Origin of the sequence: Facklamia hominis CCUG 36813, from assembly GCF_000301035.1 — a bacterium.
GTDB lineage: Bacteria > Bacillota > Bacilli > Lactobacillales > Aerococcaceae > Facklamia > Facklamia hominis.
The window spans coordinates 1,316,050-1,340,467 of the sequence record NZ_JH932292.1 but is presented as its reverse complement, the minus strand read 5'-3'; the positions used below and the strand labels follow the sequence as shown (position 1 = coordinate 1,340,467).

The window sequence follows — 24,418 nt, the reverse complement described above, 5'->3', positions numbered from 1 at the left end:
TTATTTTTGTTTAAAAAAAAAGCACTTTAAGATGATAGCAAGGATTAAAGCCGGATAACCAGCTTTAATCCGCCAAACTCATGGCTTACTTGCTATAGAGCTAGACTTCATCCTTGAAATCATAACACTCTTCATCATAAAAGTGAAATAAATTGATTAATCATTAAACCAATTCAATAATAACCATCGGTGCTCCGTCTCCGCGACGTGGACCTTTTTTAAGGATTCGAGTATATCCTCCGTTACGCTCTGCATAACGTTCTGCATAAGTATCAAATAAACGATCTAATACAGACTCAATAACCACTTGATCGTCTTCGATACGAGCATCAGCTATTTCATTACGTAAGAATGATGCTGCACGACGGCGTGATGCTAAATCGCCTTTTTTACCTAAAGTAATCATTTTTTCAACGGATTTACGGACCTCTTTTGCACGAGCTTCGGTCGTTTCGATGCGTTCATTAATAATCACATCTGTGGTCAAATCACGTAACATTGCTTTACGTTGAGCACTTTTACGTCCTAATTTACGATATGACATAATTCTTTCCTCCTTTGCAACTCATTAATCTTCTTCGCGTAAGCTTAAATCTAAACCTGTTAATTTATTCTTTACTTCATCCAGTGATTTCCGTCCAAGATTTCGAACTTTCATCATCTCTGATTCCGTTTTATTAGTTAACTCTTGTATTGTATTAATACCCGCACGTTTTAAGCAATTATAAGAACGAACAGACAAGTCTAATTCTTCAATGGTCATAACCAACAATTTTTCTTTTTCTGCTTCTTCTTTTTCAACCATAATTTCTACTTGACGTGCTTCATCATTTAAATCGACAAAAGTATTCAAGTGTTCTGTTAGGATTTTTGCTGCTAAACTTAGGGCCTTTTCAGGACTGATTGAGCCATCGGTCCAAATATCGAGAGTTAAGCGATCATAAGAGTTTCTTTGACCTATTCGTGTATTTTCTACTTGATAATTCACCTTAGTAATTGGTGTATAAATTGAGTCAATCGCAATTTCACCAATAGTCATATCCTCTGTCTTATTATGTTCACTTCTTACGAATCCTCTGCCACTAGCGACATTCATCTTAATATTCAAGCTGCCACCTTCTGCAATGGTACAGAGGTATAAGTTTGGATTTAAGATTTCTACTTCATTATCATGAATAATATCTGCAGCTGTCACTGTTTTGGGACCTGTCACATTTAATTCAATGACCTTATCTTCTTGGGCATGTTTCAATAAAGCTAACTGTTTTAATTGAAGAATAATTGTGGGCACATCTTCGACAACCCCTTTAATGGTCGAGAATTCATGAGGTACTCCCTCGATCCGAATACTCGTTACTGCCACTCCAGGCAATGAAGATAATAGCACTCGACGTAATGAGTTACCAAGGGTTGTTCCATAACCACGTTCTAGCGGCTCTACGACTATTTTTCCATATTTCGCATCGTCACTAATTTCAATTGTTCTAATTTCTGGTTTTTCAATTTCAATCATTGATTATTCTGCCCCTTTCAAAACGTTTGTCGCGCCAATCGTTCAAACACAACCGACTTAATGAGCATTAATTATACACGGCGACGTTTTGGTGGACGGCATCCGTTATGAGGAATTGGTGTTACGTCACGAATTGCAGTGACATCCAAACCAGTTGCTTGTAGTGAACGAATAGCTGATTCACGTCCTGAACCTGGGCCTTTAACGGTTACTTCAACACTTCTCATACCATGGTCCATTGCACCTTTAGCGGCAACTTCTGAAGCCATTTGAGCTGCAAACGGTGTTGATTTTTTAGAACCACGGAATCCTAATGAACCCGCTGAAGACCAAGAAATCGCATTACCATTAACGTCAGTAATCATAACGATCGTATTATTAAATGTTGAACGAATATGTGCTACACCTTTTTCGACATTTTTCTTGACACGACGACGTCCTCTACGTGTTTGTTTTGCCATGACTATTCCCTCCTTCTATCTTAATAATTATCTAATTGGTTTTTTTGGGCCTTTACGAGTACGGGCATTATTCTTTGTGTTTTGACCACGTACTGGTAAATTACGACGGTGGCGAATTCCACGGTAAGAACCAATATCTTGAAGTCGTTTAATATTCATGCTGACTTCACGACGAAGATCGCCTTCTACTTTAATCTGATTAACAATTTCACGAATACGATCAACTTCATCATTCGTTAAGTCTTTAACACGCGTATCTTCCGACACATTAGCCTGAGCTAAGATTTGTTTTGCAGTCGAGTTACCGATACCATAAATATAGGTTAACGATACCACAACTCGTTTATCACGTGGAATATCCACTCCAGCAATACGAGCCATACGATTCCCTCCTTTTTAAATTATCCTTGACGTTGTTTGTGTTTAGGGTTTTGGCAAATCACCATGACTTTACCTTTACGGCGAATTACCTTACATTTTTCACAAATTGGTTTTACAGATGCTCTAACTTTCATCATTTACCTCCTTATTTGACTTAGGGGATTACTTAAAGCGATAAGTAATCCGGCCACGAGTTAAGTCATAAGGTGACAATTCGATTGTCACTTTATCGCCGGGTAAAATGCGAATATAATTCATTCGAATTTTACCAGAAACATGAGCCAAAATTTCATGGCCATTTTCTAATTCTACTTTAAACATTGCATTAGGCAAGGTTTCTACGACAGTGCCTTCTACTTCGATTACATCATCTTTTGACATTCGAATAGTATGCTCCCTTCTCTAGAATCAATCCAATTATTTTTCTAAAATGCTTTTAACATTCGCATAAACATTCTCAATTGAATCCTGTCCATTAACGCGATGTAAGAGACCTAATTGATCATAATAATCTAAAATTGGACGAATTGATTCCATTTGAAGATCAATACGGTGAGAAACTTTTTCAGGGGCATCATCTTCACGTTGATAGAAGTCACTTGCGCCACATTTATCACAGATACCTTCCACTTTCGGTGGATTAAAAAGCTTATGATAACTTGCTCCGCATTTCGCACAAGAGAAACGACCACTTAATCGTTCCTTTAACACTTGTGGATCAACATCTATATATATGACAGCATCAATTGGAGTCGATAGTTCTTTTAAGTTTTGACTAAGTGCTTGAGCTTGGTCGATGGTACGTGGATAGCCATCTAACATAAAGCCATTCTTTTTCACATCATCTTGATTAAGCCGTTCACTAACAAGGGCATTTGTTACTTCATCCGGAACTAAATTCCCATGATCAGTATAAGACTTAGCTTTTAAACCTAAAGGTGTTTCATCTTTAATGGCTTTTCTAAATATATCTCCTGTTGCAATATGAACCATTGGATAGTCTTGAGTAATTTGGTCACTCTGAGTCCCTTTACCTGCACCAGGTAGACCCATTAATATGATATTCATCGTTTTTCTCATCCTTTTTATGTCTTAACGCATTATATATGCAAGAAACCTTGATAACGACGTTTAACAATCCGGCCTTCGATTTGTTTAGCCGTTTCAATTGCAACGCCGACAACAATCAACAAGCTAGTACCCGAAAGGGCAATATTACTTGGAATTTTCCAAATAAATCCAACAACAATCGGTAATAGAGCAACGATACTTAAATAAATTGATCCAACTCCACTTAATCGGTTGATCAAGCTCGTTAAATAATTTTCGGTATCTTTCCCTGGTCTAACACTCGGAATATAAGCACTTTGCTTTTGCAAATTTTCAGCAACTTTTTCTGGGTTGACCTGAATCAACGAATAGAAGAAAGTAAATCCGATCAGCAAAATAGTATAGAAGATTGCTCCATATGGATGTTGAATGTTAAATAATTTAACTAGGAACTGCATTACGCTACCTGTTGGATTTGGGTTAACTAACCCGATAATCGTTTGAGGTGTTGTAATAAATGAGCTAGCAAAGATTACTGGAATAACTCCAGCTGAGTTAATCTTTAATGGTAAATGAGCCATATGACGACCGCCTGATTTACGAGCATGATGAACAGGAATACGACGTTGTCCCCTCTCCATCACAACCACAAACACAGTCATTAAAAATAGCGCTAAAATAACGGCTCCCATAATCAACAGATTACGAGTTAGTTTATCTCCAGCATTAATAATCATTGTCTTAATGAACGTTTTAACTTCAACCGGCACTTGCGAAATAATCCCCGCCATAATCAAAATGGAAACACCATTACCGATCCCTTTTCTTGTAATCTGCTCACCTAGCCAGACAAGTAGTAAACTACCCGCTGTTAAGACAAGCGCAATGATCAAGTAAGTGGCTGTACTTGGATTTTTTATTAAATTCAAGTGGGACATTCGATTCATACCAAAGGATAACCCTAATGATTGAATATAACCAATGACAATCGCTAAGTAGATAGTCCATTGATTAAGCTTCCGCCGACCGACTTCACCTTGCTTTGCCCATTCAGTAAATCTTGGAACAATATCCATTTGAAGTAATTGGACAATGATCGATGCTGTAATATAAGGTGAAACACCCATAGCAAATAAAGAGTAACGTTTTAGTGCGCCCCCTCCAAAAGCATTTAACATCCCCAACAAACCATGGGAAGCTAGGGTATCTAAAACATTGGCATTCACTCCAGGAACCGGAATATGCGACCCAAGTCTGAAAATAGCTAAAATAAAGAGCGTAAAGAAAATACGATTTCTTACATCTTTTGAAGAAAAAGCGTTCTTAATAAAAGTGACCATTAAATCACCTCAATCGATCCACCAGCGGCAGTAATTGCTTCCTCTGCTGCTTTAGAGAATTTATGTGCTTTTACACTTAATTTTTTCTCTAATTTACCTTCACCTAAAATTTTAATTCCTGAAAGTTCTTTTTTAACAAGTCCTGCTTCAAATAGAGCGTCAACATCCACTGTTGAGCCTTCTTCAAAACGGTTTAGACTTTCTACGTTAACAATCGCATATTCTTTACGGTTAATGTTCTTGAATCCGCGTTTTGGTAAGCGACGGTATAGAGGAGTTTGTCCCCCTTCAAAACCTAACTTAGTGCTTCCGCCAGAGCGTTGCTTAGCACCACCTTGTCCACGTCCAGCTAATTTACCATTACCTGAACCTTGTCCACGGCCTACACGATTACGCGCTTTACGAGAACCTTCTGCAGGGGTTAAAGTGTGTAATTTCATCATTGGCACCTCCTTGTACTAGTATACTAAAATTAAGCTTCTTTGACTTCTACTAAATGAGAAATAACGGAAATCATTCCTCGGATAGAATCATTATCTGGTTTAACAACTGTCTTATAAGTCTTAGTCAAGCCGAGTGCTTTCGCTGTTTCAACTTGGTTTTTCTTGCGACCGATCAGACTGCGTTTTAAGGTAATTTCTAAATTAGCCATAAAATACCTCCTAACCTAACAATTCTTCAACTGATTTTCCGCGTAAATCAGCTACATCTTCAGCAACTTTAAGTTGTTGGATTGCTTGCATTGTCGCACGAATCATATTGATTGGTGTATTTGATCCTAATGACTTAGAAGTTACATCGGCAATTCCAGCCAAGTCCATGATCGCTCTGACTGGTCCACCAGCAGCAACTCCAGAACCAGCTTGAGCAGGTTTTAACATTACCCGTCCGCCACAGAACTCACCAATTGTTTCATGAGGAATCGTAGTTCCAGCTGTTGGTACTTTGACTAAACTCTTCTTAGCATTATCAACTGCCTTACGAATTGCTTCTGGTACTTCTTGAGCTTTACCTGTACCAAAACCAACATGGCCTTCTTTATCACCAACCACGACTAATGCGGAGAAACGAAGACGACGTCCACCCTTAACAACCTTAGTAACTCGGTTGATGGCAACTACGCGCTCTTCTAATTCGCCTAAATTATCTGGGTTAATATATACCATTCTTAGCTTTCCTCCTTCTTTTAAAATTCAAGTCCATTTTCACGAGCTGCATCGGCTAGAGCTTTGATACGTCCATGATATAAGTATCCACCACGGTCAAAGACAACACGCTTCAAACCTTTTTCAACACCGCGTTCAGCAATCAATTTACCAACTGCTTTTGCTTGGTCAATCTTGTTTGATTTTTCAACGGACTGATCTTGACTAGAGGCACTTGCTAGCGTCACACCCGCTACGTCATCAATTAATTGAGCGTAGATGTTAGTATTCGAACGGAATACACTTAAGCGTGGGCACTCAGCAGTACCAGAAATTTTATTGCGAATTCGGTGATGTCTTTTTTGACGTGTTTTATTTTTATCTGGTTTATTAATCACAATAGTCACCTCTTTTTATAATTTTTAGGGTGTAAGTTAATACTAGATTACTTACCTGTCTTACCTTCTTTACGGATAACGTATTCGTCAACATAACGGATACCTTTTCCTTTATAAGGTTCTGGTGGTCTTACAGCGCGAATATTTGCCGCAAGTTCGCCAACTTTTTCTTTATTGAAGCCTTCTACAATAATTGAAGTGTTAGAAGGTACATCAAATCCAACACCTTCTTCGGCTTCAAATTCAACAGAGTGAGAAAGACCCACATTTAATACGAGCTTATTACCTTGCTTTTGAGCACGATATCCAACCCCGATTAATTGCAACTCTTTTTTAAATCCTTCAGAAACTCCAACAACCATATTATTCACAATTGAACGTGTTGTTCCATGAAGTGAACGGTTTTCTTTGGAATCGTCAGGTCTTGTAAATTCAATTTCGTTATCTTTAATTTCTAATGAAATCTTCGGACTCAATTGACGTGTCAATTCACCTTTTGGTCCTTTTACGGTCACTGTATGACCGTCTAAACTTACGGTTACGCCTGCTGGAATTGTTACGGGTGATTTACCAATACGACTCACAGGGCTGCACCTCCTTTAATTTAATATATATTCTACCAAACGTAGGCTAAAATTTCGCCACCAACATTTTGTTGACGTGCTTGTTTATCTGTAATAACACCGTTTGATGTTGAAATGATTGCAATTCCTAAGCCGTTTAATACTTTAGGAACATCTTCTGATTTTGCATAGATTCTTAAACCTGGTTTTGAAATACGTTTAATCCCTGTAATGACCTTCTCATTGTTACGGCCATACTTAAGCGTAATTTTAATTTGGTTTTGCTTGTTATCTTCAATAACTTCGTAATTCTTAATGAATCCTTCGTCTTTTAAAATTTCAGCAATCGCTAATTTTGTATTAGAAGAAGGTGCAGTGACACTTTTGTGTCCTACGCTGTTGGCGTTACGAATACGAGTTAGAAAATCTGCAATTGGATCTGTCATTGCCATATGTTTTTACCTCCTTAGTTATTCGAATTCTTACCAGCTTGCTTTTTTAACACCTGGGATTTGACCTTTGTAAGCTAGTTCACGGAAGCAAATACGGCAAAGTTTAAATTTGCGATATACAGAGTGCGGACGACCACAACGTTCGCAACGGGTATATTCTTGAACTTTATACTTAGGTTTGCGTTGGTTTTTAACTCTCATTGATGTTTTAGCCAAGATAATGCCTCCTTATATTATTTTTTAAATGGCATGCCTAATTCTTTCAATAAGGCATGAGATTCTTCGTCAGTGTTGGCTGTTGTTACAAAAACAATATCCATACCACGCACTTTATCAACATTATCATAGCTAATTTCAGGGAAGATCAATTGTTCTTTGATACCAAGTGTATAATTACCACGGCCATCAAATGAACGATTACTTGTTCCTTGGAAATCGCGAACACGTGGAAGTGATACTGAGATTAATTTGTCTAAGAAATCATACATTCTATCGCCACGAAGAGTTACTTTTGCTCCGATAGGCATACCTTCACGCAAACGGAATCCAGCGATTGATTTCTTTGCTTTTGTAATCACTGGCTTTTGACCAGATACAAGGGTTAATTCTTCAACAGCTTTGTCTAAATTTTTAGCATTTCCTGTTGCATCACCAACACCCATATTGATTACAATTTTATCAATTTTTGGAACTTGCATGATTGACGTGTAATTGAATTGTTCCACTAACTTAGGTGTTACTTCGTTAATATATTTTTCTTTTAAACGGTTCATCTTTTAGCCTCCCCTCTTAGTTAATTGTCTTATCTGATACTTTAGCGTAGCGTACTTTTTTACCGTCTTCAAACCGATAACCTACGCGAGTGGGTTTACCTGATTCTGGATCAATTAATTTTACATTTGAAACATGGATTGGCGCTGGAAACTCTTCGATTCCACCTGTTTGGCCTTGACTTGCTTTACGGTGTTTCTTTGCAATGTTGATTCCTTCAACAACTACTTTATTTAATTTTGGCAAACTTTTAAGTACAGTTCCTTCTTTGCCTTTATCTTTACCTGTAATGACTAAAACTTTATCGCCTGCTTTAATACGCATGAATTGTCTCCTCCTTTATTATTGTTTATAAAACTTCTGGAGCTAGTGAAACAATCTTCATAAAGTTATGGTCACGTAATTCACGCGCAACAGGGCCAAAGATACGTGTTCCACGTGGGCTCTTATCGTCACGAATGATAACACACGCATTTTCGTCAAACTTGATGTAAGATCCGTCCTTACGACGTGAACCAGACTTAGTACGTACAATAACTGCTTTGACAACATCGCCCTTCTTAACAACGCCGCCGGGCGTTGCGTTTTTTACCGTTGCGACAATGATGTCTCCAATGTTAGCTGTCTTACGTCCAGATCCGCCCAAGACTTTGATTGTTAAAACTTCACGAGCTCCTGAATTATCAGCAACTTTTAATCGACTTTCTTGTTGAATCATTTTTTATCCTCCTTCCGATTGGTAGTTACTAAATGATTACTGCTTCTTCTACAATTTCTATTAACCGGAAGCGCTTCGTAGCAGACAATGGACGTGTTTCCATAATACGCACGATATCGCCTTCTTTAGCTTGATTTAATTCATCATGAGCTTTGTATTTTTTAGAGTATTTTACTCGCTTACCATATTTTGGATGAGTTTTACGCGTATCCACTTGAACAGTGATTGTTTTATCCATTTTATCGGATACAACTCTTCCTTGGTAAACTTTACGTTGATTACGTTCAGTCATTGATTAATTGCCTCCTTTGTCGTTTTTACTTAGACAATTCTTGCTCACGCAAGACTGTTTTGATGCGAGCAATCGATTTACGTACATGACGTAAACGGGCAGTGTTGGTTAATTGTCCAGTTGCCAATTGGAATCGAAGGTTGAATAATTCTTGCTTGAATTCTTTTTCTTTTTCCAACATTTCAGCAGTGGATAATTCTCTAATTTCATTAATTTTCATTCGATTCACCACCATATTCTTCACGTTTTACGAATTTAGTTTTAATTGGTAACTTATGTGAGGCTAAGCGAAATGCTTCTCTAGCTATTTCTTCACTTACACCATCAATTTCAAATAAAATTTTACCACGTTTTGTTGGTGCAACCCATCCTTCAGGTGCCCCTTTACCTTTACCCATACGAACACCGATAGCTTTCGATGTATAGGATTTATGAGGGAAAATCTTAATCCAAACTTTCCCACCACGCTTCATATAACGCGTCATTGCGATACGAGCTGCTTCAATTTGTCTGTTGGAGATCCAACCTGATTCAGTTGCTCGTAAACCATAAGAACCAAAGTCAACATTTTTTCCGCCTTTAGCTTCTCCACGCATCTTACCGCGGAATTCACGACGGTGTTTTACACGTTTAGGTACTAACATTGATTAGTTCCCTCCTCTCTGAGATTCTTCATTTGAATTTTTAGTAGGTAAAATTTCACCTCTACAAATCCAAACTTTAACGCCGATTTTACCATATTGTGTGTCGGCTTCTTCCCATGCATAGTCAATATCTGAACGTAATGTATGCAATGGAACTGTTCCTTCTGTATAATGTTCAACCCGAGCCATATCCGCCCCGTTCAAACGGCCTGAAACCTGTGTTTTAACGCCTTTAGCGCCAGCTTTCATCACACGTTGAATTGCTTGTTTTTGTGCACGACGGAAAGCAATCCGGTTTTCTAATTGTTGAGCGATATCTTCTGCAACAAGTTTTGCGTCCAATGAAGGATCTTTAATCTCAACAATATTAATGTGTACTTGCTTTCCAGTTAATTTGTTCAATCCGTTACGCAGCACTTCAACTTCTGAACCACCTTTACCAATAACCATCCCTGGTTTAGCGGTATGAATTGAAACCACAACACGATTAGCCGCTCTTTCAATTTGGATGGTTGAAATTGAGGCGTCTGCTAACTTCTTGTATAAGTACTCACGGATTTTTAAATCTTCGTGTAAGTAATCAGCAAATTGTTTGTCTGCGTACCATTTAGCATCCCAGTCGCGGATGATTCCTACACGCATTCCAATTGGATGTACTTTTTGACCCATGAATTAAACCTCCTCTTTTTCTGCCACCACAATTGTGATATGGCTAGTGCGTTTTAGAATTTGTGAAGCAGATCCTTTAGCACGAGGACGGAAACGTTTCATAGTAGGTCCTTCGTTAACATAGGCTTCACTAACATATAAAGACTCTAAATCTAAGTCAAAGTTATGTTCAGCATTTGCGATTGCTGATTTTAATACTTTTTCAATAATGGGAGATCCCGCTTTTGGAGTGAACTTTAAAATCGCCATTGCTTCTCCAACTTGCTTGCCTCTAATAAGATCAACGACTAATCGAGCTTTACGAGGTGCAATACGAACGGTTCTTGCCATTGCTTTAGCAGATGTTACTTGTTCTGACATCTATATACCCTCCTCTTAATTAGCGTTTTCTGGTTGACTTATCTTCGTCTACGTGTCCTTTATAAGTACGCGTTGGGACGAATTCACCTAATTTATGTCCAACCATATCTTCTTGAATATAAACTGGGACATGCTTACGTCCGTCATAAACCGCAATCGTTAACCCAATAAAGTTAGGGAAGATTGTTGAACGACGAGACCAAGTCTTAATCACTTGTTTTTTACTTGCTTCTTGTTGAGCTTCAACCTTTTTCATTAAATGTTCATCAATAAAAGGTCCTTTTTTTAAACTACGAGCCACACTGTAGCCTCCCTTCCAAATTATGGATTATTACTTCTTACGACCGCGAATAATTAACTTGCTAGATTTCTTTTTAGCGTTACGTGTTTTAACACCCATTGCTTTCTTGCCCCATGGTGTCATTGGCGATGGACGTCCGATTGGAGCGCGACCTTCACCACCACCGTGTGGGTGATCATTAGGGTTCATTACTGATCCACGGACAGTTGGACGAATTGATTTCCAACGGTTACGTCCAGCCTTACCAACATTTATCAATTCATGTTGTTCATTCCCTACTGTTCCGATGGTTGCACGGCAACTTGCCAAAATCATACGAACCTCACCTGAATTCAAGCGAACCAGTGTGTACTTTCCTTCTTGTCCTAAAACCTGAGCAGAAGTTCCCGCTGAACGGACTAATTGGCCGCCCTTACCAGGTTTTAATTCAATATTATGGATTACAGTACCCACAGGGATGTTTGATAGAATCAATGTGTTTCCAACTTTAACGTCAGCATTTTCACCTGACTCAACTTTTTGCCCAACTTTTAAACCTTTAGGTGCTAAGATGTATGTTTTAACACCATCTTCATAATGAATCAAAGCAATGTTAGCAGAACGGTTTGGATCATATTCAATCGTAGCTACTGTTCCGACTACACCGTCTTTATTTCGTTTAAAGTCGATTACGCGGTAAGCTCTCTTATTACCTCCACCTTGGTGGCGTACTGTCATTTTCCCTTGACCATTACGTCCGGCTTTTTGCTTTTGAGATCTTAACAATGTCTTTTCAGGTGTTTTAGTGGTGATTTCAGAAAAATCGTAACCTGTCATATTACGGCGACCGTTTGTTGTCGCTTTATAGTGTTTTATTGCCACTCTATTACCCTCCTATCGTATTCTTACTCAGCGTCATCTTCGCCAAACAATTCGATCCGTTTAGAATCGGCTGTTAAAGTGACAACTGCTTTCTTGTATTTACGAGTAAAGCCTTGGTAACGTCCCATACGTTTAGCTTTACCATCAACGTTTATTGTGTTTATTTTTGCGACTTTAGCTCCTTCAAACATAGCTTCAACCGCTTGTTTGATATGTGTCTTATTAGCGCGACGATCTACTTCAAAAGTATATTTGTTGTCATCAATTGCTAACATGGATTGTTCAGTCACAACAGGTCTTAAAATAACTTCTGATAAGTGCATTATGCTAATGCCTCCTCTACTGTAGAAAGTGCTGCTTTAGTAATGAGAACTTGATCGGCGTTAATCACATCTAACACATTAACATTTTCATCATCGATCACTTTAACGTTTGGAATGTTACGTGCTGATAAGTATGCCGCTTCATTATCGCCTTCTAATACTAGTAAGGTTTTGCTGTTAATATTTAAGTTAGCCAACACTTGTTTGAACTCTTTAGTTCTTGGCGCTTCAAATACTAACTCATCTACAACAACAAATTTTTGGTCAAGTACCTTTTGAGATAACACAGAGTTAAGTGCTAATCGACGTACTTTTTTAGGTAACTTATAACTATATGAACGAGGGGTTGGCCCAAATACCACACCACCGCCTACCCATTGTGGCGAGCGAATAGAACCTTGACGGGCACGTCCGGTACCCTTTTGTCTCCATGGTTTACGTCCACCACCGCTAACTGCTGAGCGATTCTTGACAGCATGAGTCCCTTGTCTCAAGGAAGCTCTTTGCATAACAACCGCTTCAAAGATGACCGCTTCATTAGGTTCAACACCGAAGATCGCTTCGTTTAAAGCCACTTCTCCAGCTTGTGTTCCATCTTGTTTAAATAATGTAACTTTTGGCATTTACTCGTTCCTCCTTCCTTATTAATTATTTAACTGTTTTAATAGCTTGTTTAATTTCAACGAGTGATTTTTTAGCTCCAGGAACATTTCCTTTAATTAGGATTACATTGTTCTCTGGGTCAACTGATACAATTTCAAGATTTTGAATTGTCACGCGTTCGCCACCAGTTTGTCCAGGTAGGTTTTTACCTTTAAATACTTTAGACGCATCAGACGCCATACCCATCGAACCTGGGCGACGGTGATAACGAGAACCGTGAGCCATAGGGCCTCTTGATTGTCCATGGCGTTTAATAGCACCTTGGAATCCTTTCCCCTTGGATGTACCCGTTACATCAACGATGTCACCTACTGCGAATGTTTCGACTGTGATTTCTTGCCCTACTTCATATTCTCCTAGCTCAACATCACGAAATTCGCGAACGAAGCGCTTAGGAGTAGCATTTGCTTTTGCTACATGACCCTTATGCGGTTTGTTTGACAACACTTCACGAAGGTCTTGATATCCAACTTGAACAGCTTCATAGCCATCATTTTCCATTGTTTTCACTTGTAAAACAACGTTAGCTGGAGCTTGGACTACTGTTACGGGAATTAACTCGCCGTTTTCCGTAAAGAATTGTGTCATACCGACTTTTGTTCCTAAGATTCCTTTGGTCATGAGTACACCTCCATTTTCTTTTTATTATAATTTAATTTCTACATCAACACCGGATGGTAAATCCAACTTCATTAAAGCATCAACTGTTTTAGCAGTTGGTTCAATAATGTCGATCAAACGTTTATGTGTACGCATTTCGAATTGCTCACGCGAATCTTTATATTTATGCGTTGCACGAATGACAGTATAAACAGACCGATCTGTTGGAAGCGGGATTGGACCTGAAGTCTTAGCCCCTGTTCTGTGTGCTGATTCAACGATCTTCGCTGCTGAAACATCGAGCGCGCGATGCTCATATGCTTTTAAGCGAATACGAATTTTTTGTTTTGCCATATTTTTTCCTCCTTCGTCTCATTTGAATGTAGACTAGCTCAACAAGAATTTCTGAACACCAGGTATAGGCAACTCGCCCTGGCGTATCACAACCTCTCGTTTCATCGCTAACGCCTTTCTTATCGGCTTTGTAACCTTTTTCGCTAGTAGTCTAGCGATTGGCACAAGGAATATTATACCCAACAAATCCATATAAAGCAAGGGTTTCTTTCACTTTTTATTTAAAAAATCGACTTTCGAATCCGCAAGAAATTCAAAGTCAAAATAATTTTCGAATATCTATATTATTTTAAATTTTAAGTTTTTTCCTCAAGACGGATACATACCCTATAATCGACTGCATTGTTGGTCTCCTAATAATTTTTATGTTTAATAATAAATTACCAAGTGATACGAACCTCACTTCAGATGGTTTTTTTCCGTCTGAAAAATGAAAATTATTTACAAATCTTTCAAACCATAGAATAACTGTTGATCTTACCGCTTAAAATTGTAAGTAAAATTTAAAAGATTTACATTATTATTGCGCACTATATTTTTCGTTGACTTTATATATTGCGCATTTTATACTGTTTTTAAACGCAGTTTATTATAGGAGGAAGATTAATGAGACGCATCTACGCTTTTAATGAAGGCCATGCAGATATGAAGGATCTACTAGGAGGAAAAGGAGCAAACCTTGCCGAGATGACCCACCTAGGATTGCCAGTCCCACAAGGATTCACAATTACTACCCAAGCCTGCTTAGAGTTTTTAGAATCAAATAACACCCTGCTCGATGAACTAAAAGAAGAGATTTCTTTAGCAGTTGCCCAATTAGAAGATAAAACCGGAAAGAAATTTAATGATGCCAAAAATCTTTTACTTGTATCGGTTCGTTCAGGTGCCAAATTTTCGATGCCTGGCATGATGGATACAATCCTTAACTTGGGTCTTAATGACCAAAACGTCGAAAAGCTCGCCAAACTTACCAACAATCAACGTTTTGCCTATGACTGCTATCGACGTCTATTACAAATGTTCGCTAATGTTGTCTATGAAATTGACATGAAACATTTTGACCGAATTTTAGAGCAAAAGAAAAAAGAAAAGCATATCCAATACGATTATGATTTATCTGCAGACGATCTTCAATCAATCATTATTGATTATAAGAAAGTCTACCAACAAGAATTAGGATTTGAATTCCCTCAAAATGTCTTTGATCAAATTCATGAAGCTGTTAAGGCCGTCTTCAAATCGTGGAACAACCACCGAGCGATTGTTTACCGAAAACTTAATCATATCCCTGACGACTTAGGAACAGCCGTTAATATTCAAGAAATGGTCTTTGGAAATATGAGTGAAAACTCAGGTACAGGAGTACTCTTCACGCGAAACCCCGCTAATGGTGAAGCTAATCTTTATGGAGAATATCTAACCAACGCTCAAGGAGAAGATGTCGTTGCTGGGATTCGTACACCCGCTTCTATCAATCGATTAAAAGACCAATTCCCAAGTATCTACCAAGAGATACTACAATATACTCAGAAACTAGAAAAACACTACCACGATATGCAAGATATGGAATTTACTATCGAAAATGGTAGACTGTTTATTCTACAAACACGTAACGGCAAACGAACAGCCCAAGCTGCAGTCAAAATTGCTGTTGACCTAGTTCAAGAAGGCATTTTAACGCCGCAACAAGCCCTATTAACCATCGATTGCCAATCACTAAACACCCTTTTACACCCCGCTTTTGATCCAAGCTCCTTAGAGCAAGCATCACTTATCTCATCAATGGGACTTCCTGCCTCTCCAGGTGCAGCGACCGGTGAAATCGTCTTTACAGCAGATCGCGCTAAAGAATTAGCAGACCAAGGCCATTCCGTCATTTTAGTCCGCCATGAAACCTCACCTGAGGATATAGTGGGAATGCATTCATCAAAAGCTATTGTAACAAGTCAAGGGGGAATGACCTCCCACGCTGCTGTGGTAGCGCGAGGCATGGGTAAATGTTGCGTTGCTGGCTGTAATGAGTTAGAGATTAACGAAGATAAAAAGACCCTCACCTACCCTGGTGGCCAATTAAATGAAGGGGATATTATTTCGGCTGATGGTAGCACCGGTAAACTTTACTTAGGAGAAATTAAAACAATCGCCACCGGAAAAAATGACTATTTTGACCAAGTTATGGAATGGGCCCGTCAATATGCAGACATGGAAGTTCGTATGAATGCCGAAACCGTTAACGACATCAAAACCGGACTACAATTTAAAGCAAACGGAATCGGACTCGTTCGGACAGAGCACATGTTCTTCGAAGCTCAACGTCTCATTGCAATTCGTCAATTCCTTTTGGCTAAAGATGAGCCAGCCCGTCAAACAGCGCTTGAAACGATTCGCCATTTCCAAACTGAGGATTTCTCCAATATTTTCGATTTAATGCAGGATAAAGCGGTGGTAATTCGCTTACTCGATGCACCGCTCCATGAATTCTTACCTCATAGCCATCATGAAATTCAACAAGTAGCTCAAGACCTACACTTGGATGCTGACGAGTTATTCGATCGCGTTCAAGCCATGAAAGAAGTCAATCCAATGATGGGTCATCGCGGCTGTCGAATGGGCATGACTCACCCAGGACTTTATATTGCACAAAGTGAAGCAATCATTCGAGCTGCAATTAAAACTGCCCAAGCTGGCCATGAGGTTAAAGCAGAAATTATGATCCCATTGGTCTCAACACAAGGAGAACTTAAATCACTAAAAGAAAAAATTAAAGAACATCTTGATCAAATTCTGAATCAAGAAAAGATCTCCGTTGACTATATGATTGGCGTGATGATCGAAACTCCTCGTGCTTGCTTTATCGCCGATAAACTCGCAGAGGATGCTTGTTTCTTCTCTTTTGGAACTAACGATTTAACTCAGCTAAGCTTCGGCTATTCGCGAGACGATGCTGGCAAATTCCTTAACCAATATATGGACCAAGGCATCCTAGAACACGATCCTTTCCAAACCATTGACACTAGCGCAGTAAAAGAATTAATCGCTCTTGCCACTCAAAAAGGACGGTCTATTAAGGATCAATTAAAAGTTGGTGTATGTGGAGAATTAGGTGGAGATCCTAAATCCATCGAAAGTTTCCATGAAATTGGCCTATCCTATGTTTCCTGTTCCCCTTACCGTGTCCCTATTGCACAATTAGCGGTTGCTCAAAGCAGTATCCGCCACCAAGAGAAATAACTAATCAAAAGGAGGACACCATGAAGTTTTCTCCACGTCAAAAAGAAATTGTTGAAATCGTCAAACACAACGAACCTATTTCTGGTGATGAAATTGCCAAGAAATTAGGACTCACAAAATCAACACTGCGAAGTGATTTTGCAGTACTGACCATGACTGGTGTTCTGGAAGCCCGTCAAAAAATAGGCTATATCTATTCTGGACGTAGCGAGGACTCCTTACTAACGGACGCTTTTGCAGAGTATCAAGTTAAAGATATTATGATTGAAGCCTTAACGACATACGCTAAGACAAGTGTTAATGAAGCCATAACTCAACTTTTCATGTATGATGCTGGTTCCTTATATATCATCGATCCTAATGACCAGACCCTCCAAGGTCTGGTCTCTAGAAAAGACTTGCTTCGTTCTTCAATCGGCCAACCAGCGGACACACCGCTTGGTGTTATCATGACTCGAATGCCCAATATCATTGTGATCCAACCAGACCAGTCCGTCTTAGAAGCTGCCCGTTTAATCGCTCAACATCAGGTTGATTCATTACCTGTGGTAACTGCGAACTATGAAATTCTAGGTAAAATATCCAAAACACACATCGTTAACCTACTGGTTGATCTGTGCTATGCGGAGGAATAACATGACAGAACAAAACAATCCTATTTTTTATATCATTTCAGACTCAGTCGGAGAAACCGCTCTACGAGCGACAAATGCTGCCTTAGCACAATACCCTCAATTAACAAACGCGAGACTCAAGCGTTACCCATTTATTAATTCTTTAACCGAATTAAGTCCGATTCTTGAAGAAGCAAAAAAAGTCCAAGCAATAATCATCACTACACTCGTTAACGACGAACTTAACCAATTCGCTGAAGAATTTACTCAAAATCATAAGATTCCCTACCATAATGTCGTTCGCCCGATCATGAATATTATCCATCAAGAGACACAGCTGACAGCCAGTGAACAGGCAGGCAGTTTACATCGACTTGATGATCACTATTTTGACCGAATTCAGGCAATCGAATTTGCTGTTAAATACGACGACGGAAAGAATCGCAAAGGATTTAAACTTGCTGATATCGTGCTTTTAGGAGTTTCTCGATCATCAAAAACCCCTTTATCCATGTACTTAGCGAACAAATCTTATAAAGTAGCGAATCTTCCTATTTTTCCGGAAGTCCATATTCCAGAAGAAATCTACCAGGTCGATCCTAGACGTATTTTTGGACTGACCGCTTCGCCGCTATACATTCAACAAATTCGAAAAAAACGAGTAAAAATGATGGGAATGAGTGAAGATTCATCTTATACTTCAATGGAACGTGTTAAACATGAGCTCATGTTTGCCGATGATTTATTCTATCGCTTAAAAGCTAATGTTATCTATATCGAAAATCAATCCATTGAAGAACTCTCCGAACAGATCATCACTCAATATAATTACAATATGTATTCTTAATAAAAAGAAGAGAAGAACCACACGGTATCTTCCCTTCTTTATTTTGGTTAATCCTTATTATTAGAATCCGAATTTTTACTCGATTCATTAAAACTTGCCTCGAGCTTTTCTAATTGTTTTGCAGCGAATTCCTTACCCCCTAGACCCACCGCTAACGTGAAGGCAAAGGCAATGGCTCCAAGAATTATAACAAAAGCCGCATTAACAATGGTTGGTGCAAATTGTAATTGATCTAAAGTCATAAATGAGGCTAATACTATGATAGCATAACGAATAATCTCTCCAAAAATAAAGGATCCTGAGACTTCTTTCAAGAAAGCTGCCAAAATATTAGATCCAATAATTCCCGCAGCTAAAATCAAAGCAGCAGAGATGACATCTGGAATATAAGCGATAATCGATTGTCCAATTGTATTCAACACCTCTAAATTTAAAACAGAAATAGCTTCTACAATAAAGAAAATCAATAGCATTCCACGTGTTATTTGAGCAGAAACTGTTGAAATTTCTATTTGACTTTCTCCCTTAAAATTTAGATATTTCGAATATTGATCAATACCAGATGTTTTTAGTAAACTTTTGAGTAGTTCACTCAACAACTTAGCAATAAAACTACCGACTAGCACAAGGACAACGGCGACAAAAATATTTGGAACTGCCGACATAACACTATTCAGCACCTCTACAATTGGCTGTGATATGGTCGGAATTCTTAATGTCTCTAAAGCCACCGTTAATATTGGAATAAATATTAATACATAGACCCCTCCTGCGAGAACTTCGGCCACTTGACGGCCATTTTCAGATGAATTTTTTTGGTGGGTTAACTTGTTATACCAACGATCAACATTAAATCCTACTAAAACATTTTCTACAATTTGTCTGACAAATGAACAGAAAAAATTACCGACAAATATAATCAATGCTGCAGCAATGACATTAGGAATATAATTAAATATCTTCAAGATCATGTTATAGATTGGATCAACTACCCCAACTAAACCTAAACGGTTCAAAATGAAGGGGACAAATAACAGAAATATCACAAAATAAGCAAGTGTCCCCAAAGTATCTAAAAAAGCTTTAGATTCTTCATCATTGCGAGCCAGACCCCACGCTTTCAGCTTATCATCGAAGTTTGTTTTTACTAAAAACTCAATCAAATATTTACGACCATAGTGAGCCAACATTGAAGCTACGATCAATAATACAACCGCAATTAAAATCCCTGGAACAACACTTAAATAATCATTCATCATCATTTGAAAATTCATTTTAGCGCTCCTTTCCTCATAAAACCATTATAGCATGTTAAAACGAGCTGATAAACATCAAAAAAACCCCACCGAAGTGGGGTTTCAAAATCATTAAGATTAGTTAAGAATCGATGTAACTGTACCAGCACCAACGGTACGTCCACCTTCACGAATTGAGAAGCGAGTTCCTTCTTCAATCGCGATTGGGTGAATTAATTCTACAGTCATTTCTACGTTATCACCAGGCATAACCATTTCAGTTCCTTCTGGTAATTCAACAACACCTGTTACGTCTGTTGTACGGAAGTAGAATTGAGGACGGTAGTTAGCAAAGAATGGAGTGTGACGTCCACCTTCTTCTTTAGACAATACGTATACAGAAGCTTCGAACTTCGTATGTGGTGTAATTGTTCCAGGAGCTGCTAAAACTTGTCCACGTTGGATATCTTCACGAGTGATACCACGTAATAAGGCACCGATGTTATCTCCTGCTTCAGCATAATCTAACATCTTACGGAACATTTCAACACCAGTAACAGTTGTCTTCTTAGTTTCTTCGTGGATACCAACGATTTCAACTTCGTCACCAACTTTGATTTGTCCACGTTCAACACGTCCAGTTGCAACTGTACCACGACCAGTAATTGAGAACACGTCTTCAACTGGCATCATGAATGGTTTGTCAGTTTCACGTTCTGGTTCTGGAATATAAGCGTCAACTTCTTCCATTAACTTAAGAACATTCTTTTCTTGTTCTTCGTCACCTTGTAAGGCTAACAATGCAGAACCTGCAACTACAGGAACTTCATCACCTGGGTAACCATATTCAGTTAATAAGTCACGAACTTCCATTTCAACTAATTCTAATAACTCAGGGTCATCAACTTGGTCAACTTTGTTTAAGAAGACTACGAAGTAAGGTACACCTACTTGGTGAGCTAAAAGAATATGTTCACGAGTTTGAGGCATTGGACCATCAGCAGCAGATACGACTAAGATCGCACCGTCCATTTGAGCGGCACCAGTGATCATGTTCTTAACGTAGTCCGCGTGTCCTGGGGCGTCAATATGAGCATAGTGACGAGTAGCTGTTTCATACTCAATGTGAGACGTGTTAATTGTGATTCCACGTTCTCTTTCTTCTGGAGCGTTATCGATTGAAGCATAATCTTTAGCTGCTTCTTTATTGTCTCCATGTTTTGAAAGTACTGTTGAGATTGCCGCAGTTAAAGTAGTTTTACCGTGGTCAACGTGTCCTAAAGTACCTATATTAACATGGGGTTTAGTACGTTCGTATTTTTCTTTTGCCATTTAATGAATCCTCCTAATAATTTAAAAGTGTATAGATAATGTACCTATCATGGTCATTATACCGACTTTACTACAAAAATTCAATCAATTGCCGTAAATTCAGTATCTTATATTTGTTGCATCATCATATTTCTAATGCTTATGCTTCAGATCCACCATATTTCTTAATAATATCTGCAGCAATTGATTTTGGAACATCTTCATAGTGATCAAATTGCATTGTAAATGTTCCACGTCCTTGAGTCGAAGAACGTAAGGTTGTTGCATAACCAAACATTTCTGACAATGGAATAAAGCACTTAATAATTTGAGCATTGGCTCTCGAAGTTGTTCCCTCAATACGTCCACGACGAGAATTTACATGTCCCATAACATCTCCTAGATATTCTTCAGGAACTGTAATTTCAACTGCCATCATTGGCTCTAAAATAGTAGGATCTGCCTTCTTAGCTGCAGCTTTCAATGCCATAGAAGCAGCCACTTTAAAGGCTGTTTCACTCGAGTCAACATCGTGATATGAACCATCATATAACTTAGCTTTGATATCTACTAATGGGAATCCGGCTAATACACCATTTTCCATAGCGTCTTTCAATCCAGCTTCAACTGCAGGAATGTACTCACGAGGAACAACCCCACCGACAATAGCGTTTTCGAATTCAAAGCCTGCTCCTTCTTCATTTGGAGAGAATTCAATCCATACGTGTCCGTATTGTCCTTTACCACCTGATTGACGGACGAACTTACCTTCTGCTTGACAGCTAGAACGGAAAGTTTCGCGATAGGATACTTGAGGTGCACCAACAGTAGCGTTTACCTTAAATTCACGTTTCAAGCGATCCACGATAATGTCCAAGTGCAACTCACCCATACCAGCAATGATTGTTTGTCCTGTTTCATGGTTTGTTGAAGCTCGGAAAGTTGGATCTTCTTCAGCCAATTTAGCCAAAGCTAAACTCATCTTATCTTGGTCGGCTTTTGAATCTGGTTCAATCGCTACTTCAATAACTGGATCTGGGAATTCCATTGATTCAAGAATAACCGGTTGGTCAGGATCACATAAGGTATCTCCTGTTCCAGTATCTTTCAATCCAACAGCTGCAGCAATGTCTCCTGAGAAGACTTCTTCAATTTCTTGACGGTGGTTGGCATGCATTTGTAAGATACGTCCAACCCGCTCACGCTTGTCTTTCGTTGCATTTAGAACATAAGAACCTGATTCCAAAGTTCCAGAATAAACACGGAAGAAAGTCAAACGACCAACGAATGGGTCTGTCATTACTTTAAAGGCTAAAGCTGCGAATTTTTCATTGTCATCTGCATGGTGTTCGATTTCAGTGTCAGTTCCAGGCTCTACCCCAATAATTGGTGGTACTTCTAATGGACTTGGTAAGTAATCAATAACACCATCTAATAGAAGTTGAACCCCTTTATTCTTAAAGGCTGTACCACAGAAAACTGGGAACATTTTAACTTCAACTGTTGCTTTACGAATCGCTGCTTTTAACTTATCTTCTGGAATTTCTTCACCTTCAAGGTAAGCTTCCATGATGCTTTCATCAACATCCGCTAAGCTTTCAACCAATGTTTCATAATATTGGTCGGCTTTATCTTGATACTCTTCAGGAATATCGATTTCTTCAATTTCAGTTCCTAAGTCATTTTGATATAGATAAGCTTTTTTATGAACAATGTCAACGATTCCGCGGAAGTTTTCTTCAGAACCAATTGGAACTTGCATTGCTACCGCATTAGCTTGAAGACGTTCGTGAAGGGTCGATAATGAATATTCAAAATCTGCTCCTAATTTATCCATCTTATTGATAAATACAATCCGAGGAACTCCATAAGTTGAAGCTTGGCGCCAAACAGTTTCTGTTTGAGGCTCAACCCCTGATTGTGCATCGAGTAGGGCAACCGCTCCATCTAACACCCGTAATGACCGTTCAACCTCAACCGTGAAGTCCACGTGCCCTGGGGTATCAATGATGTTTACTCGGTAACCTTTCCATTGTGCTGTTGTTGCAGCTGACGTAATGGTGATTCCACGTTCTTGTTCTTGTTCCATCCAGTCCATTTGAGCCCCACCATCATGGGTTTCACCAATCTTATGGATCTTACCTGTGTAGTACAAGATACGCTCTGTGGTCGTCGTTTTCCCGGCGTCAATGTGAGCCATGATACCGATATTACGCGTTTTTTCAAGAGTAAATTCTCTTTTCGCCATTCTTTATACCTCCTCTTTTATTTTCTTTCATTGTACACTAAGCTCTTGCTTAGCCAATAAATAACAAACAATCTTACCAACGATAATGAGCAAATGCCTTGTTAGCTTCTGCCATCTTATGAACGTCTTCACGTTTCTTAACTGATGCTCCGGTGTTGTTTGCAGCATCCATAATTTCGCGTGCTAGACGCGTTTCCATGGTTTTTTCACCTCTTAAACGAGAATATGAAACTAACCAACGAATCGCTAAAGTATAACGACGTTCTGGACGCACCTCAACTGGTACTTGATAGTTAGATCCCCCAACCCGGCGCGCTTTAACTTCTAATAATGGCATAATATTTTCGATTGCTTGTTCAAATACTTCCATTGGATCTTGTCCACTTTGTTCACGAACAATATCAAAAGCACTATATAAAATTGCTGAAGCCTTACCACGTTTACCATCTAACATTAAACGATTGATTGTACGTGTTACTAACTTAGAATTATAAATTGGATCTGGCAACACTTCACGTTTAGGAATATTTCCTTTACGAGTCATTCAACTTCCTCCTTTACGATTAATTTGCTAATAATTATTTTTTAGGTTTCTTTGTACCATATTTAGAGCGACTTTGTTTACGTTCGTTGACACCAGCAGTGTCTAATGCGCCCCGAACAATATGATAACGAACCCCTGGTAAGTCCTTAACCCGTCCACCACGAATAAGGACCACACTGTGTTCTTGCAAGTTATGGCCTTCACCTGGGATATAGGCGGTCACTTCCATCAAGTTGGTTAAGCGAACACGTGCATATTTCCGTAAAGCAGAGTTCGGTTTCTTAGGTGTCATCGTTCCTACACGAGTACATACTCCACGTTTTTGAGGAGACATCGTTGTAGTACTTGAACGTTTATAAGAGTTATAACCGACGTTCAATGCAGGTGATTTAGATTTAGTTACTTTTGACTTACGTGGTTTATTAACTAATTGGTTAATTGTAGGCATCAAAAGTCCTCCTTCCGTATATTCTTTGTCAACACATCCAAGTGTGTCATAATTAGGTCTATTTTTTTGCAGCCTCTGGTT

At 38.8% G+C, this 24,418-nt stretch carries 37 protein-coding genes; 3 read left to right on the top strand and 34 right to left on the bottom strand.

Translation table 11 applies throughout. The annotated features are described in order from the left end of the window. Nucleotides 1-163: 163 nt before the first annotated feature. From rplQ to rpsJ, 29 genes are all read right to left on the bottom strand, one after another. A complete protein-coding gene (gene rplQ / locus HMPREF9706_RS06265; protein ID WP_006908516.1) occupies nt 164-544 on the bottom strand; it encodes a 50S ribosomal protein L17 in 381 nt (126 codons plus the stop codon). A 24-nt stretch (nt 545-568) separates the two neighbouring features. Further along, complete coding sequence (locus HMPREF9706_RS06260; RefSeq protein WP_006908515.1) at nt 569-1,513, bottom strand: DNA-directed RNA polymerase subunit alpha; 945 nt, start codon at nt 1,511-1,513, stop codon at nt 569-571. Nucleotides 1,514-1,584: 71 nt separating this feature from the next. After that, on the bottom strand, nt 1,585-1,974 hold the full coding sequence (rpsK, locus tag HMPREF9706_RS06255; RefSeq protein WP_006908514.1) for a 30S ribosomal protein S11: 390 nt from the start codon (nt 1,972-1,974) through the stop codon (nt 1,585-1,587). 27 nt (nt 1,975-2,001) lie between these two features. Further along, entirely contained in the window at nt 2,002-2,355 is a 354-nt protein-coding gene (gene rpsM, locus HMPREF9706_RS06250) for a 30S ribosomal protein S13 (RefSeq protein ID WP_006908513.1), read from the bottom strand. Nucleotides 2,356-2,375: 20 nt separating this feature from the next. Continuing rightward, entirely contained in the window at nt 2,376-2,489 is a 114-nt protein-coding gene (gene rpmJ / locus HMPREF9706_RS06245; protein WP_006908512.1) for a 50S ribosomal protein L36, read from the bottom strand. 28 nt (nt 2,490-2,517) lie between these two features. Further along, nucleotides 2,518-2,736 carry a translation initiation factor IF-1 gene (infA, locus tag HMPREF9706_RS06240; RefSeq protein ID WP_006908511.1) on the bottom strand — a complete coding sequence of 73 codons (219 nt, stop codon included), beginning with the start codon at nt 2,734-2,736 and terminating at the stop codon, nt 2,518-2,520. A gap of 36 nt (nt 2,737-2,772) precedes the next feature. Next, a complete protein-coding gene (locus tag HMPREF9706_RS06235) occupies nt 2,773-3,423 on the bottom strand; it encodes an adenylate kinase (protein WP_006908510.1) in 651 nt (216 codons plus the stop codon). 32 nt (nt 3,424-3,455) lie between these two features. Beyond that, nucleotides 3,456-4,745, bottom strand: a complete 1,290-nt coding sequence (gene secY, locus HMPREF9706_RS06230; protein WP_006908509.1) for a preprotein translocase subunit SecY — start codon at nt 4,743-4,745, stop codon at nt 3,456-3,458. Next, a complete protein-coding gene (gene rplO, locus HMPREF9706_RS06225; protein WP_006908508.1) occupies nt 4,745-5,185 on the bottom strand; it encodes a 50S ribosomal protein L15 in 441 nt (146 codons plus the stop codon). Before rplO ends, secY begins: the two co-directional genes overlap by 1 nt. A gap of 32 nt (nt 5,186-5,217) precedes the next feature. Then, nucleotides 5,218-5,397 (bottom strand): 50S ribosomal protein L30, encoded by a 180-nt coding sequence (gene rpmD / locus HMPREF9706_RS06220; protein ID WP_006908507.1) that lies wholly within the window; start codon nt 5,395-5,397, stop codon nt 5,218-5,220. Nucleotides 5,398-5,407: 10 nt separating this feature from the next. Next, the gene (rpsE, locus tag HMPREF9706_RS06215; protein WP_006908506.1) at nt 5,408-5,911 is read right to left on the bottom strand and encodes a 30S ribosomal protein S5; all 504 of its coding nucleotides are present in this window, start codon (nt 5,909-5,911) and stop codon (nt 5,408-5,410) included. A 20-nt stretch (nt 5,912-5,931) separates the two neighbouring features. Beyond that, complete coding sequence (gene rplR, locus HMPREF9706_RS06210; protein WP_006908505.1) at nt 5,932-6,288, bottom strand: 50S ribosomal protein L18; 357 nt, start codon at nt 6,286-6,288, stop codon at nt 5,932-5,934. A 47-nt stretch (nt 6,289-6,335) separates the two neighbouring features. Further along, the gene (gene rplF / locus HMPREF9706_RS06205; RefSeq protein ID WP_006908504.1) at nt 6,336-6,872 is read right to left on the bottom strand and encodes a 50S ribosomal protein L6; all 537 of its coding nucleotides are present in this window, start codon (nt 6,870-6,872) and stop codon (nt 6,336-6,338) included. A gap of 32 nt (nt 6,873-6,904) precedes the next feature. Further along, nucleotides 6,905-7,303 (bottom strand): 30S ribosomal protein S8, encoded by a 399-nt coding sequence (gene rpsH / locus HMPREF9706_RS06200; protein WP_006908503.1) that lies wholly within the window; start codon nt 7,301-7,303, stop codon nt 6,905-6,907. A 30-nt stretch (nt 7,304-7,333) separates the two neighbouring features. Beyond that, entirely contained in the window at nt 7,334-7,519 is a 186-nt protein-coding gene (locus HMPREF9706_RS06195; RefSeq protein ID WP_006908502.1) for a type Z 30S ribosomal protein S14, read from the bottom strand. Nucleotides 7,520-7,536: 17 nt separating this feature from the next. Beyond that, nucleotides 7,537-8,076, bottom strand: coding sequence for a 50S ribosomal protein L5 (gene rplE / locus HMPREF9706_RS06190; RefSeq protein WP_006908501.1), 540 nt, complete (start codon nt 8,074-8,076; stop codon nt 7,537-7,539). Nucleotides 8,077-8,092: 16 nt separating this feature from the next. Further along, complete coding sequence (rplX, locus tag HMPREF9706_RS06185; RefSeq protein WP_006908500.1) at nt 8,093-8,398, bottom strand: 50S ribosomal protein L24; 306 nt, start codon at nt 8,396-8,398, stop codon at nt 8,093-8,095. A 25-nt stretch (nt 8,399-8,423) separates the two neighbouring features. Further along, entirely contained in the window at nt 8,424-8,792 is a 369-nt protein-coding gene (gene rplN / locus HMPREF9706_RS06180; protein ID WP_006908499.1) for a 50S ribosomal protein L14, read from the bottom strand. Nucleotides 8,793-8,820: 28 nt separating this feature from the next. Next, complete coding sequence (gene rpsQ / locus HMPREF9706_RS06175; protein ID WP_006908498.1) at nt 8,821-9,084, bottom strand: 30S ribosomal protein S17; 264 nt, start codon at nt 9,082-9,084, stop codon at nt 8,821-8,823. Between the two features lie 25 nt (nt 9,085-9,109). Beyond that, nucleotides 9,110-9,304, bottom strand: a complete 195-nt coding sequence (rpmC, locus tag HMPREF9706_RS06170) for a 50S ribosomal protein L29 (protein WP_006908497.1) — start codon at nt 9,302-9,304, stop codon at nt 9,110-9,112. Next, complete coding sequence (gene rplP / locus HMPREF9706_RS06165) at nt 9,294-9,728, bottom strand: 50S ribosomal protein L16 (RefSeq protein ID WP_006908496.1); 435 nt, start codon at nt 9,726-9,728, stop codon at nt 9,294-9,296. Before rplP ends, rpmC begins: the two co-directional genes overlap by 11 nt. 3 nt (nt 9,729-9,731) lie before the next feature. Further along, nucleotides 9,732-10,397: a 30S ribosomal protein S3 gene (rpsC, locus tag HMPREF9706_RS06160; RefSeq protein WP_006908495.1), complete on the bottom strand. Its 666-nt coding sequence runs from the start codon at nt 10,395-10,397 to the stop codon at nt 9,732-9,734. Between the two features lie 3 nt (nt 10,398-10,400). Then, nucleotides 10,401-10,757 carry a 50S ribosomal protein L22 gene (rplV, locus tag HMPREF9706_RS06155; protein WP_006908494.1) on the bottom strand — a complete coding sequence of 119 codons (357 nt, stop codon included), beginning with the start codon at nt 10,755-10,757 and terminating at the stop codon, nt 10,401-10,403. A gap of 19 nt (nt 10,758-10,776) precedes the next feature. Next, nucleotides 10,777-11,058 (bottom strand): 30S ribosomal protein S19, encoded by a 282-nt coding sequence (gene rpsS, locus HMPREF9706_RS06150; RefSeq protein ID WP_006908493.1) that lies wholly within the window; start codon nt 11,056-11,058, stop codon nt 10,777-10,779. Nucleotides 11,059-11,088: 30 nt separating this feature from the next. Then, nucleotides 11,089-11,919, bottom strand: a complete 831-nt coding sequence (rplB, locus tag HMPREF9706_RS06145) for a 50S ribosomal protein L2 (RefSeq protein WP_006908492.1) — start codon at nt 11,917-11,919, stop codon at nt 11,089-11,091. Between the two features lie 23 nt (nt 11,920-11,942). Then, on the bottom strand, nt 11,943-12,242 hold the full coding sequence (gene rplW, locus HMPREF9706_RS06140) for a 50S ribosomal protein L23 (RefSeq protein ID WP_006908491.1): 300 nt from the start codon (nt 12,240-12,242) through the stop codon (nt 11,943-11,945). Then, the gene (rplD, locus tag HMPREF9706_RS06135) at nt 12,242-12,865 is read right to left on the bottom strand and encodes a 50S ribosomal protein L4 (protein ID WP_006908490.1); all 624 of its coding nucleotides are present in this window, start codon (nt 12,863-12,865) and stop codon (nt 12,242-12,244) included. The genes rplW and rplD overlap by 1 nt, the downstream gene beginning before the upstream one ends. Nucleotides 12,866-12,890: 25 nt before the next feature. Further along, complete coding sequence (gene rplC, locus HMPREF9706_RS06130; protein WP_006908489.1) at nt 12,891-13,526, bottom strand: 50S ribosomal protein L3; 636 nt, start codon at nt 13,524-13,526, stop codon at nt 12,891-12,893. 24 nt (nt 13,527-13,550) lie between these two features. Then, entirely contained in the window at nt 13,551-13,859 is a 309-nt protein-coding gene (rpsJ, locus tag HMPREF9706_RS06125; RefSeq protein ID WP_006908488.1) for a 30S ribosomal protein S10, read from the bottom strand. Between the two features lie 606 nt (nt 13,860-14,465). On the opposite strand from rpsJ, the gene ppdK reads away from it, so the two are divergent. The 3 genes from ppdK to HMPREF9706_RS06110 are packed head-to-tail and all read left to right on the top strand — an operon-like array spanning nt 14,466 to nt 18,551. Next, the gene (gene ppdK / locus HMPREF9706_RS06120; protein WP_006908487.1) at nt 14,466-17,090 is read left to right on the top strand and encodes a pyruvate, phosphate dikinase; all 2,625 of its coding nucleotides are present in this window, start codon (nt 14,466-14,468) and stop codon (nt 17,088-17,090) included. A 20-nt stretch (nt 17,091-17,110) separates the two neighbouring features. Beyond that, nucleotides 17,111-17,725 (top strand): helix-turn-helix transcriptional regulator, encoded by a 615-nt coding sequence (locus HMPREF9706_RS06115; RefSeq protein WP_006908486.1) that lies wholly within the window; start codon nt 17,111-17,113, stop codon nt 17,723-17,725. A gap of 1 nt (nt 17,726) precedes the next feature. Continuing rightward, entirely contained in the window at nt 17,727-18,551 is an 825-nt protein-coding gene (locus HMPREF9706_RS06110; RefSeq protein WP_006908485.1) for a pyruvate, water dikinase regulatory protein, read from the top strand. Between the two features lie 47 nt (nt 18,552-18,598). On the opposite strand, the gene HMPREF9706_RS06105 is transcribed toward HMPREF9706_RS06110, so the two are convergent. The 5 genes from HMPREF9706_RS06105 to rpsL all read right to left on the bottom strand — a co-directional run bounded on the left by HMPREF9706_RS06105 (nt 18,599) and on the right by rpsL (nt 24,337). Next, the gene (locus HMPREF9706_RS06105) at nt 18,599-19,825 is read right to left on the bottom strand and encodes a mechanosensitive ion channel (RefSeq protein WP_006908484.1); all 1,227 of its coding nucleotides are present in this window, start codon (nt 19,823-19,825) and stop codon (nt 18,599-18,601) included. Between the two features lie 99 nt (nt 19,826-19,924). Next, nucleotides 19,925-21,118 carry an elongation factor Tu gene (gene tuf / locus HMPREF9706_RS06100; RefSeq protein ID WP_006908483.1) on the bottom strand — a complete coding sequence of 398 codons (1,194 nt, stop codon included), beginning with the start codon at nt 21,116-21,118 and terminating at the stop codon, nt 19,925-19,927. A 139-nt stretch (nt 21,119-21,257) separates the two neighbouring features. Further along, nucleotides 21,258-23,345 (bottom strand): elongation factor G, encoded by a 2,088-nt coding sequence (gene fusA, locus HMPREF9706_RS06095; protein ID WP_006908482.1) that lies wholly within the window; start codon nt 23,343-23,345, stop codon nt 21,258-21,260. 73 nt (nt 23,346-23,418) lie between these two features. Then, nucleotides 23,419-23,889 carry a 30S ribosomal protein S7 gene (rpsG, locus tag HMPREF9706_RS06090; protein WP_006908481.1) on the bottom strand — a complete coding sequence of 157 codons (471 nt, stop codon included), beginning with the start codon at nt 23,887-23,889 and terminating at the stop codon, nt 23,419-23,421. Nucleotides 23,890-23,923: 34 nt separating this feature from the next. Beyond that, nucleotides 23,924-24,337, bottom strand: coding sequence for a 30S ribosomal protein S12 (rpsL, locus tag HMPREF9706_RS06085; RefSeq protein WP_006908480.1), 414 nt, complete (start codon nt 24,335-24,337; stop codon nt 23,924-23,926). Nucleotides 24,338-24,418 lie beyond the last annotated feature (81 nt).

Bases quoted from the DNA above. Each gene is read 5' to 3' on its own strand.
- rplW (WP_006908491.1), bottom strand. From the start codon at position 12,242: ATGCACTTATCAGAAGTTATTTTAAGACCTGTTGTGACTGAACAATCC.
- rplE (WP_006908501.1), bottom strand. From the start codon at position 8,076: ATGAACCGTTTAAAAGAAAAATATATTAACGAAGTAACACCTAAGTTA.
- rpsL (WP_006908480.1), bottom strand. From the start codon at position 24,337: ATGCCTACAATTAACCAATTAGTTAATAAACCACGTAAGTCAAAAGTA.
- rplV (WP_006908494.1), bottom strand. From the start codon at position 10,757: ATGTCAGAACAAGTAACATCTGCTAAAGCAATGGCAAGAACCGTTCGT.
- rpmJ (WP_006908512.1), bottom strand. From the start codon at position 2,489: ATGAAAGTTAGAGCATCTGTAAAACCAATTTGTGAAAAATGTAAGGTA.
- infA (WP_006908511.1), bottom strand. From the start codon at position 2,736: ATGTCAAAAGATGATGTAATCGAAGTAGAAGGCACTGTCGTAGAAACC.
- rpsH (WP_006908503.1), bottom strand. From the start codon at position 7,303: ATGGCAATGACAGATCCAATTGCAGATTTTCTAACTCGTATTCGTAAC.
- rpmD (WP_006908507.1), bottom strand. From the start codon at position 5,397: ATGGCTAATTTAGAAATTACCTTAAAACGCAGTCTGATCGGTCGCAAG.
- rplO (WP_006908508.1), bottom strand. From the start codon at position 5,185: ATGAAATTACACACTTTAACCCCTGCAGAAGGTTCTCGTAAAGCGCGT.
- HMPREF9706_RS06260 (WP_006908515.1), bottom strand. From the start codon at position 1,513: ATGATTGAAATTGAAAAACCAGAAATTAGAACAATTGAAATTAGTGAC.
- rplX (WP_006908500.1), bottom strand. From the start codon at position 8,398: ATGCGTATTAAAGCAGGCGATAAAGTTTTAGTCATTACAGGTAAAGAT.
- HMPREF9706_RS06235 (WP_006908510.1), bottom strand. From the start codon at position 3,423: ATGAATATCATATTAATGGGTCTACCTGGTGCAGGTAAAGGGACTCAG.
- rplN (WP_006908499.1), bottom strand. From the start codon at position 8,792: ATGATTCAACAAGAAAGTCGATTAAAAGTTGCTGATAATTCAGGAGCT.
- rpsC (WP_006908495.1), bottom strand. From the start codon at position 10,397: ATGGGTCAAAAAGTACATCCAATTGGAATGCGTGTAGGAATCATCCGC.
- secY (WP_006908509.1), bottom strand. From the start codon at position 4,745: ATGGTCACTTTTATTAAGAACGCTTTTTCTTCAAAAGATGTAAGAAAT.
- HMPREF9706_RS06115 (WP_006908486.1), top strand. From the start codon at position 17,111: ATGAAGTTTTCTCCACGTCAAAAAGAAATTGTTGAAATCGTCAAACAC.
- rplP (WP_006908496.1), bottom strand. From the start codon at position 9,728: ATGTTAGTACCTAAACGTGTAAAACACCGTCGTGAATTCCGCGGTAAG.
- ppdK (WP_006908487.1), top strand. From the start codon at position 14,466: ATGAGACGCATCTACGCTTTTAATGAAGGCCATGCAGATATGAAGGAT.
- rpsJ (WP_006908488.1), bottom strand. From the start codon at position 13,859: ATGGCAAAACAAAAAATTCGTATTCGCTTAAAAGCATATGAGCATCGC.
- tuf (WP_006908483.1), bottom strand. From the start codon at position 21,118: ATGGCAAAAGAAAAATACGAACGTACTAAACCCCATGTTAATATAGGT.
- fusA (WP_006908482.1), bottom strand. From the start codon at position 23,345: ATGGCGAAAAGAGAATTTACTCTTGAAAAAACGCGTAATATCGGTATC.
- rpsE (WP_006908506.1), bottom strand. From the start codon at position 5,911: ATGGTATATATTAACCCAGATAATTTAGGCGAATTAGAAGAGCGCGTA.
- rplD (WP_006908490.1), bottom strand. From the start codon at position 12,865: ATGCCAAAAGTTACATTATTTAAACAAGATGGAACACAAGCTGGAGAA.
- HMPREF9706_RS06110 (WP_006908485.1), top strand. From the start codon at position 17,727: ATGACAGAACAAAACAATCCTATTTTTTATATCATTTCAGACTCAGTC.
- rplQ (WP_006908516.1), bottom strand. From the start codon at position 544: ATGTCATATCGTAAATTAGGACGTAAAAGTGCTCAACGTAAAGCAATG.
- rpmC (WP_006908497.1), bottom strand. From the start codon at position 9,304: ATGAAAATTAATGAAATTAGAGAATTATCCACTGCTGAAATGTTGGAA.
- rpsM (WP_006908513.1), bottom strand. From the start codon at position 2,355: ATGGCTCGTATTGCTGGAGTGGATATTCCACGTGATAAACGAGTTGTG.
- rpsQ (WP_006908498.1), bottom strand. From the start codon at position 9,084: ATGACTGAACGTAATCAACGTAAAGTTTACCAAGGAAGAGTTGTATCC.
- HMPREF9706_RS06105 (WP_006908484.1), bottom strand. From the start codon at position 19,825: ATGAATTTTCAAATGATGATGAATGATTATTTAAGTGTTGTTCCAGGG.
- rplC (WP_006908489.1), bottom strand. From the start codon at position 13,526: ATGACCAAAGGAATCTTAGGAACAAAAGTCGGTATGACACAATTCTTT.
- rpsK (WP_006908514.1), bottom strand. From the start codon at position 1,974: ATGGCAAAACAAACACGTAGAGGACGTCGTCGTGTCAAGAAAAATGTC.
- rpsG (WP_006908481.1), bottom strand. From the start codon at position 23,889: ATGACTCGTAAAGGAAATATTCCTAAACGTGAAGTGTTGCCAGATCCA.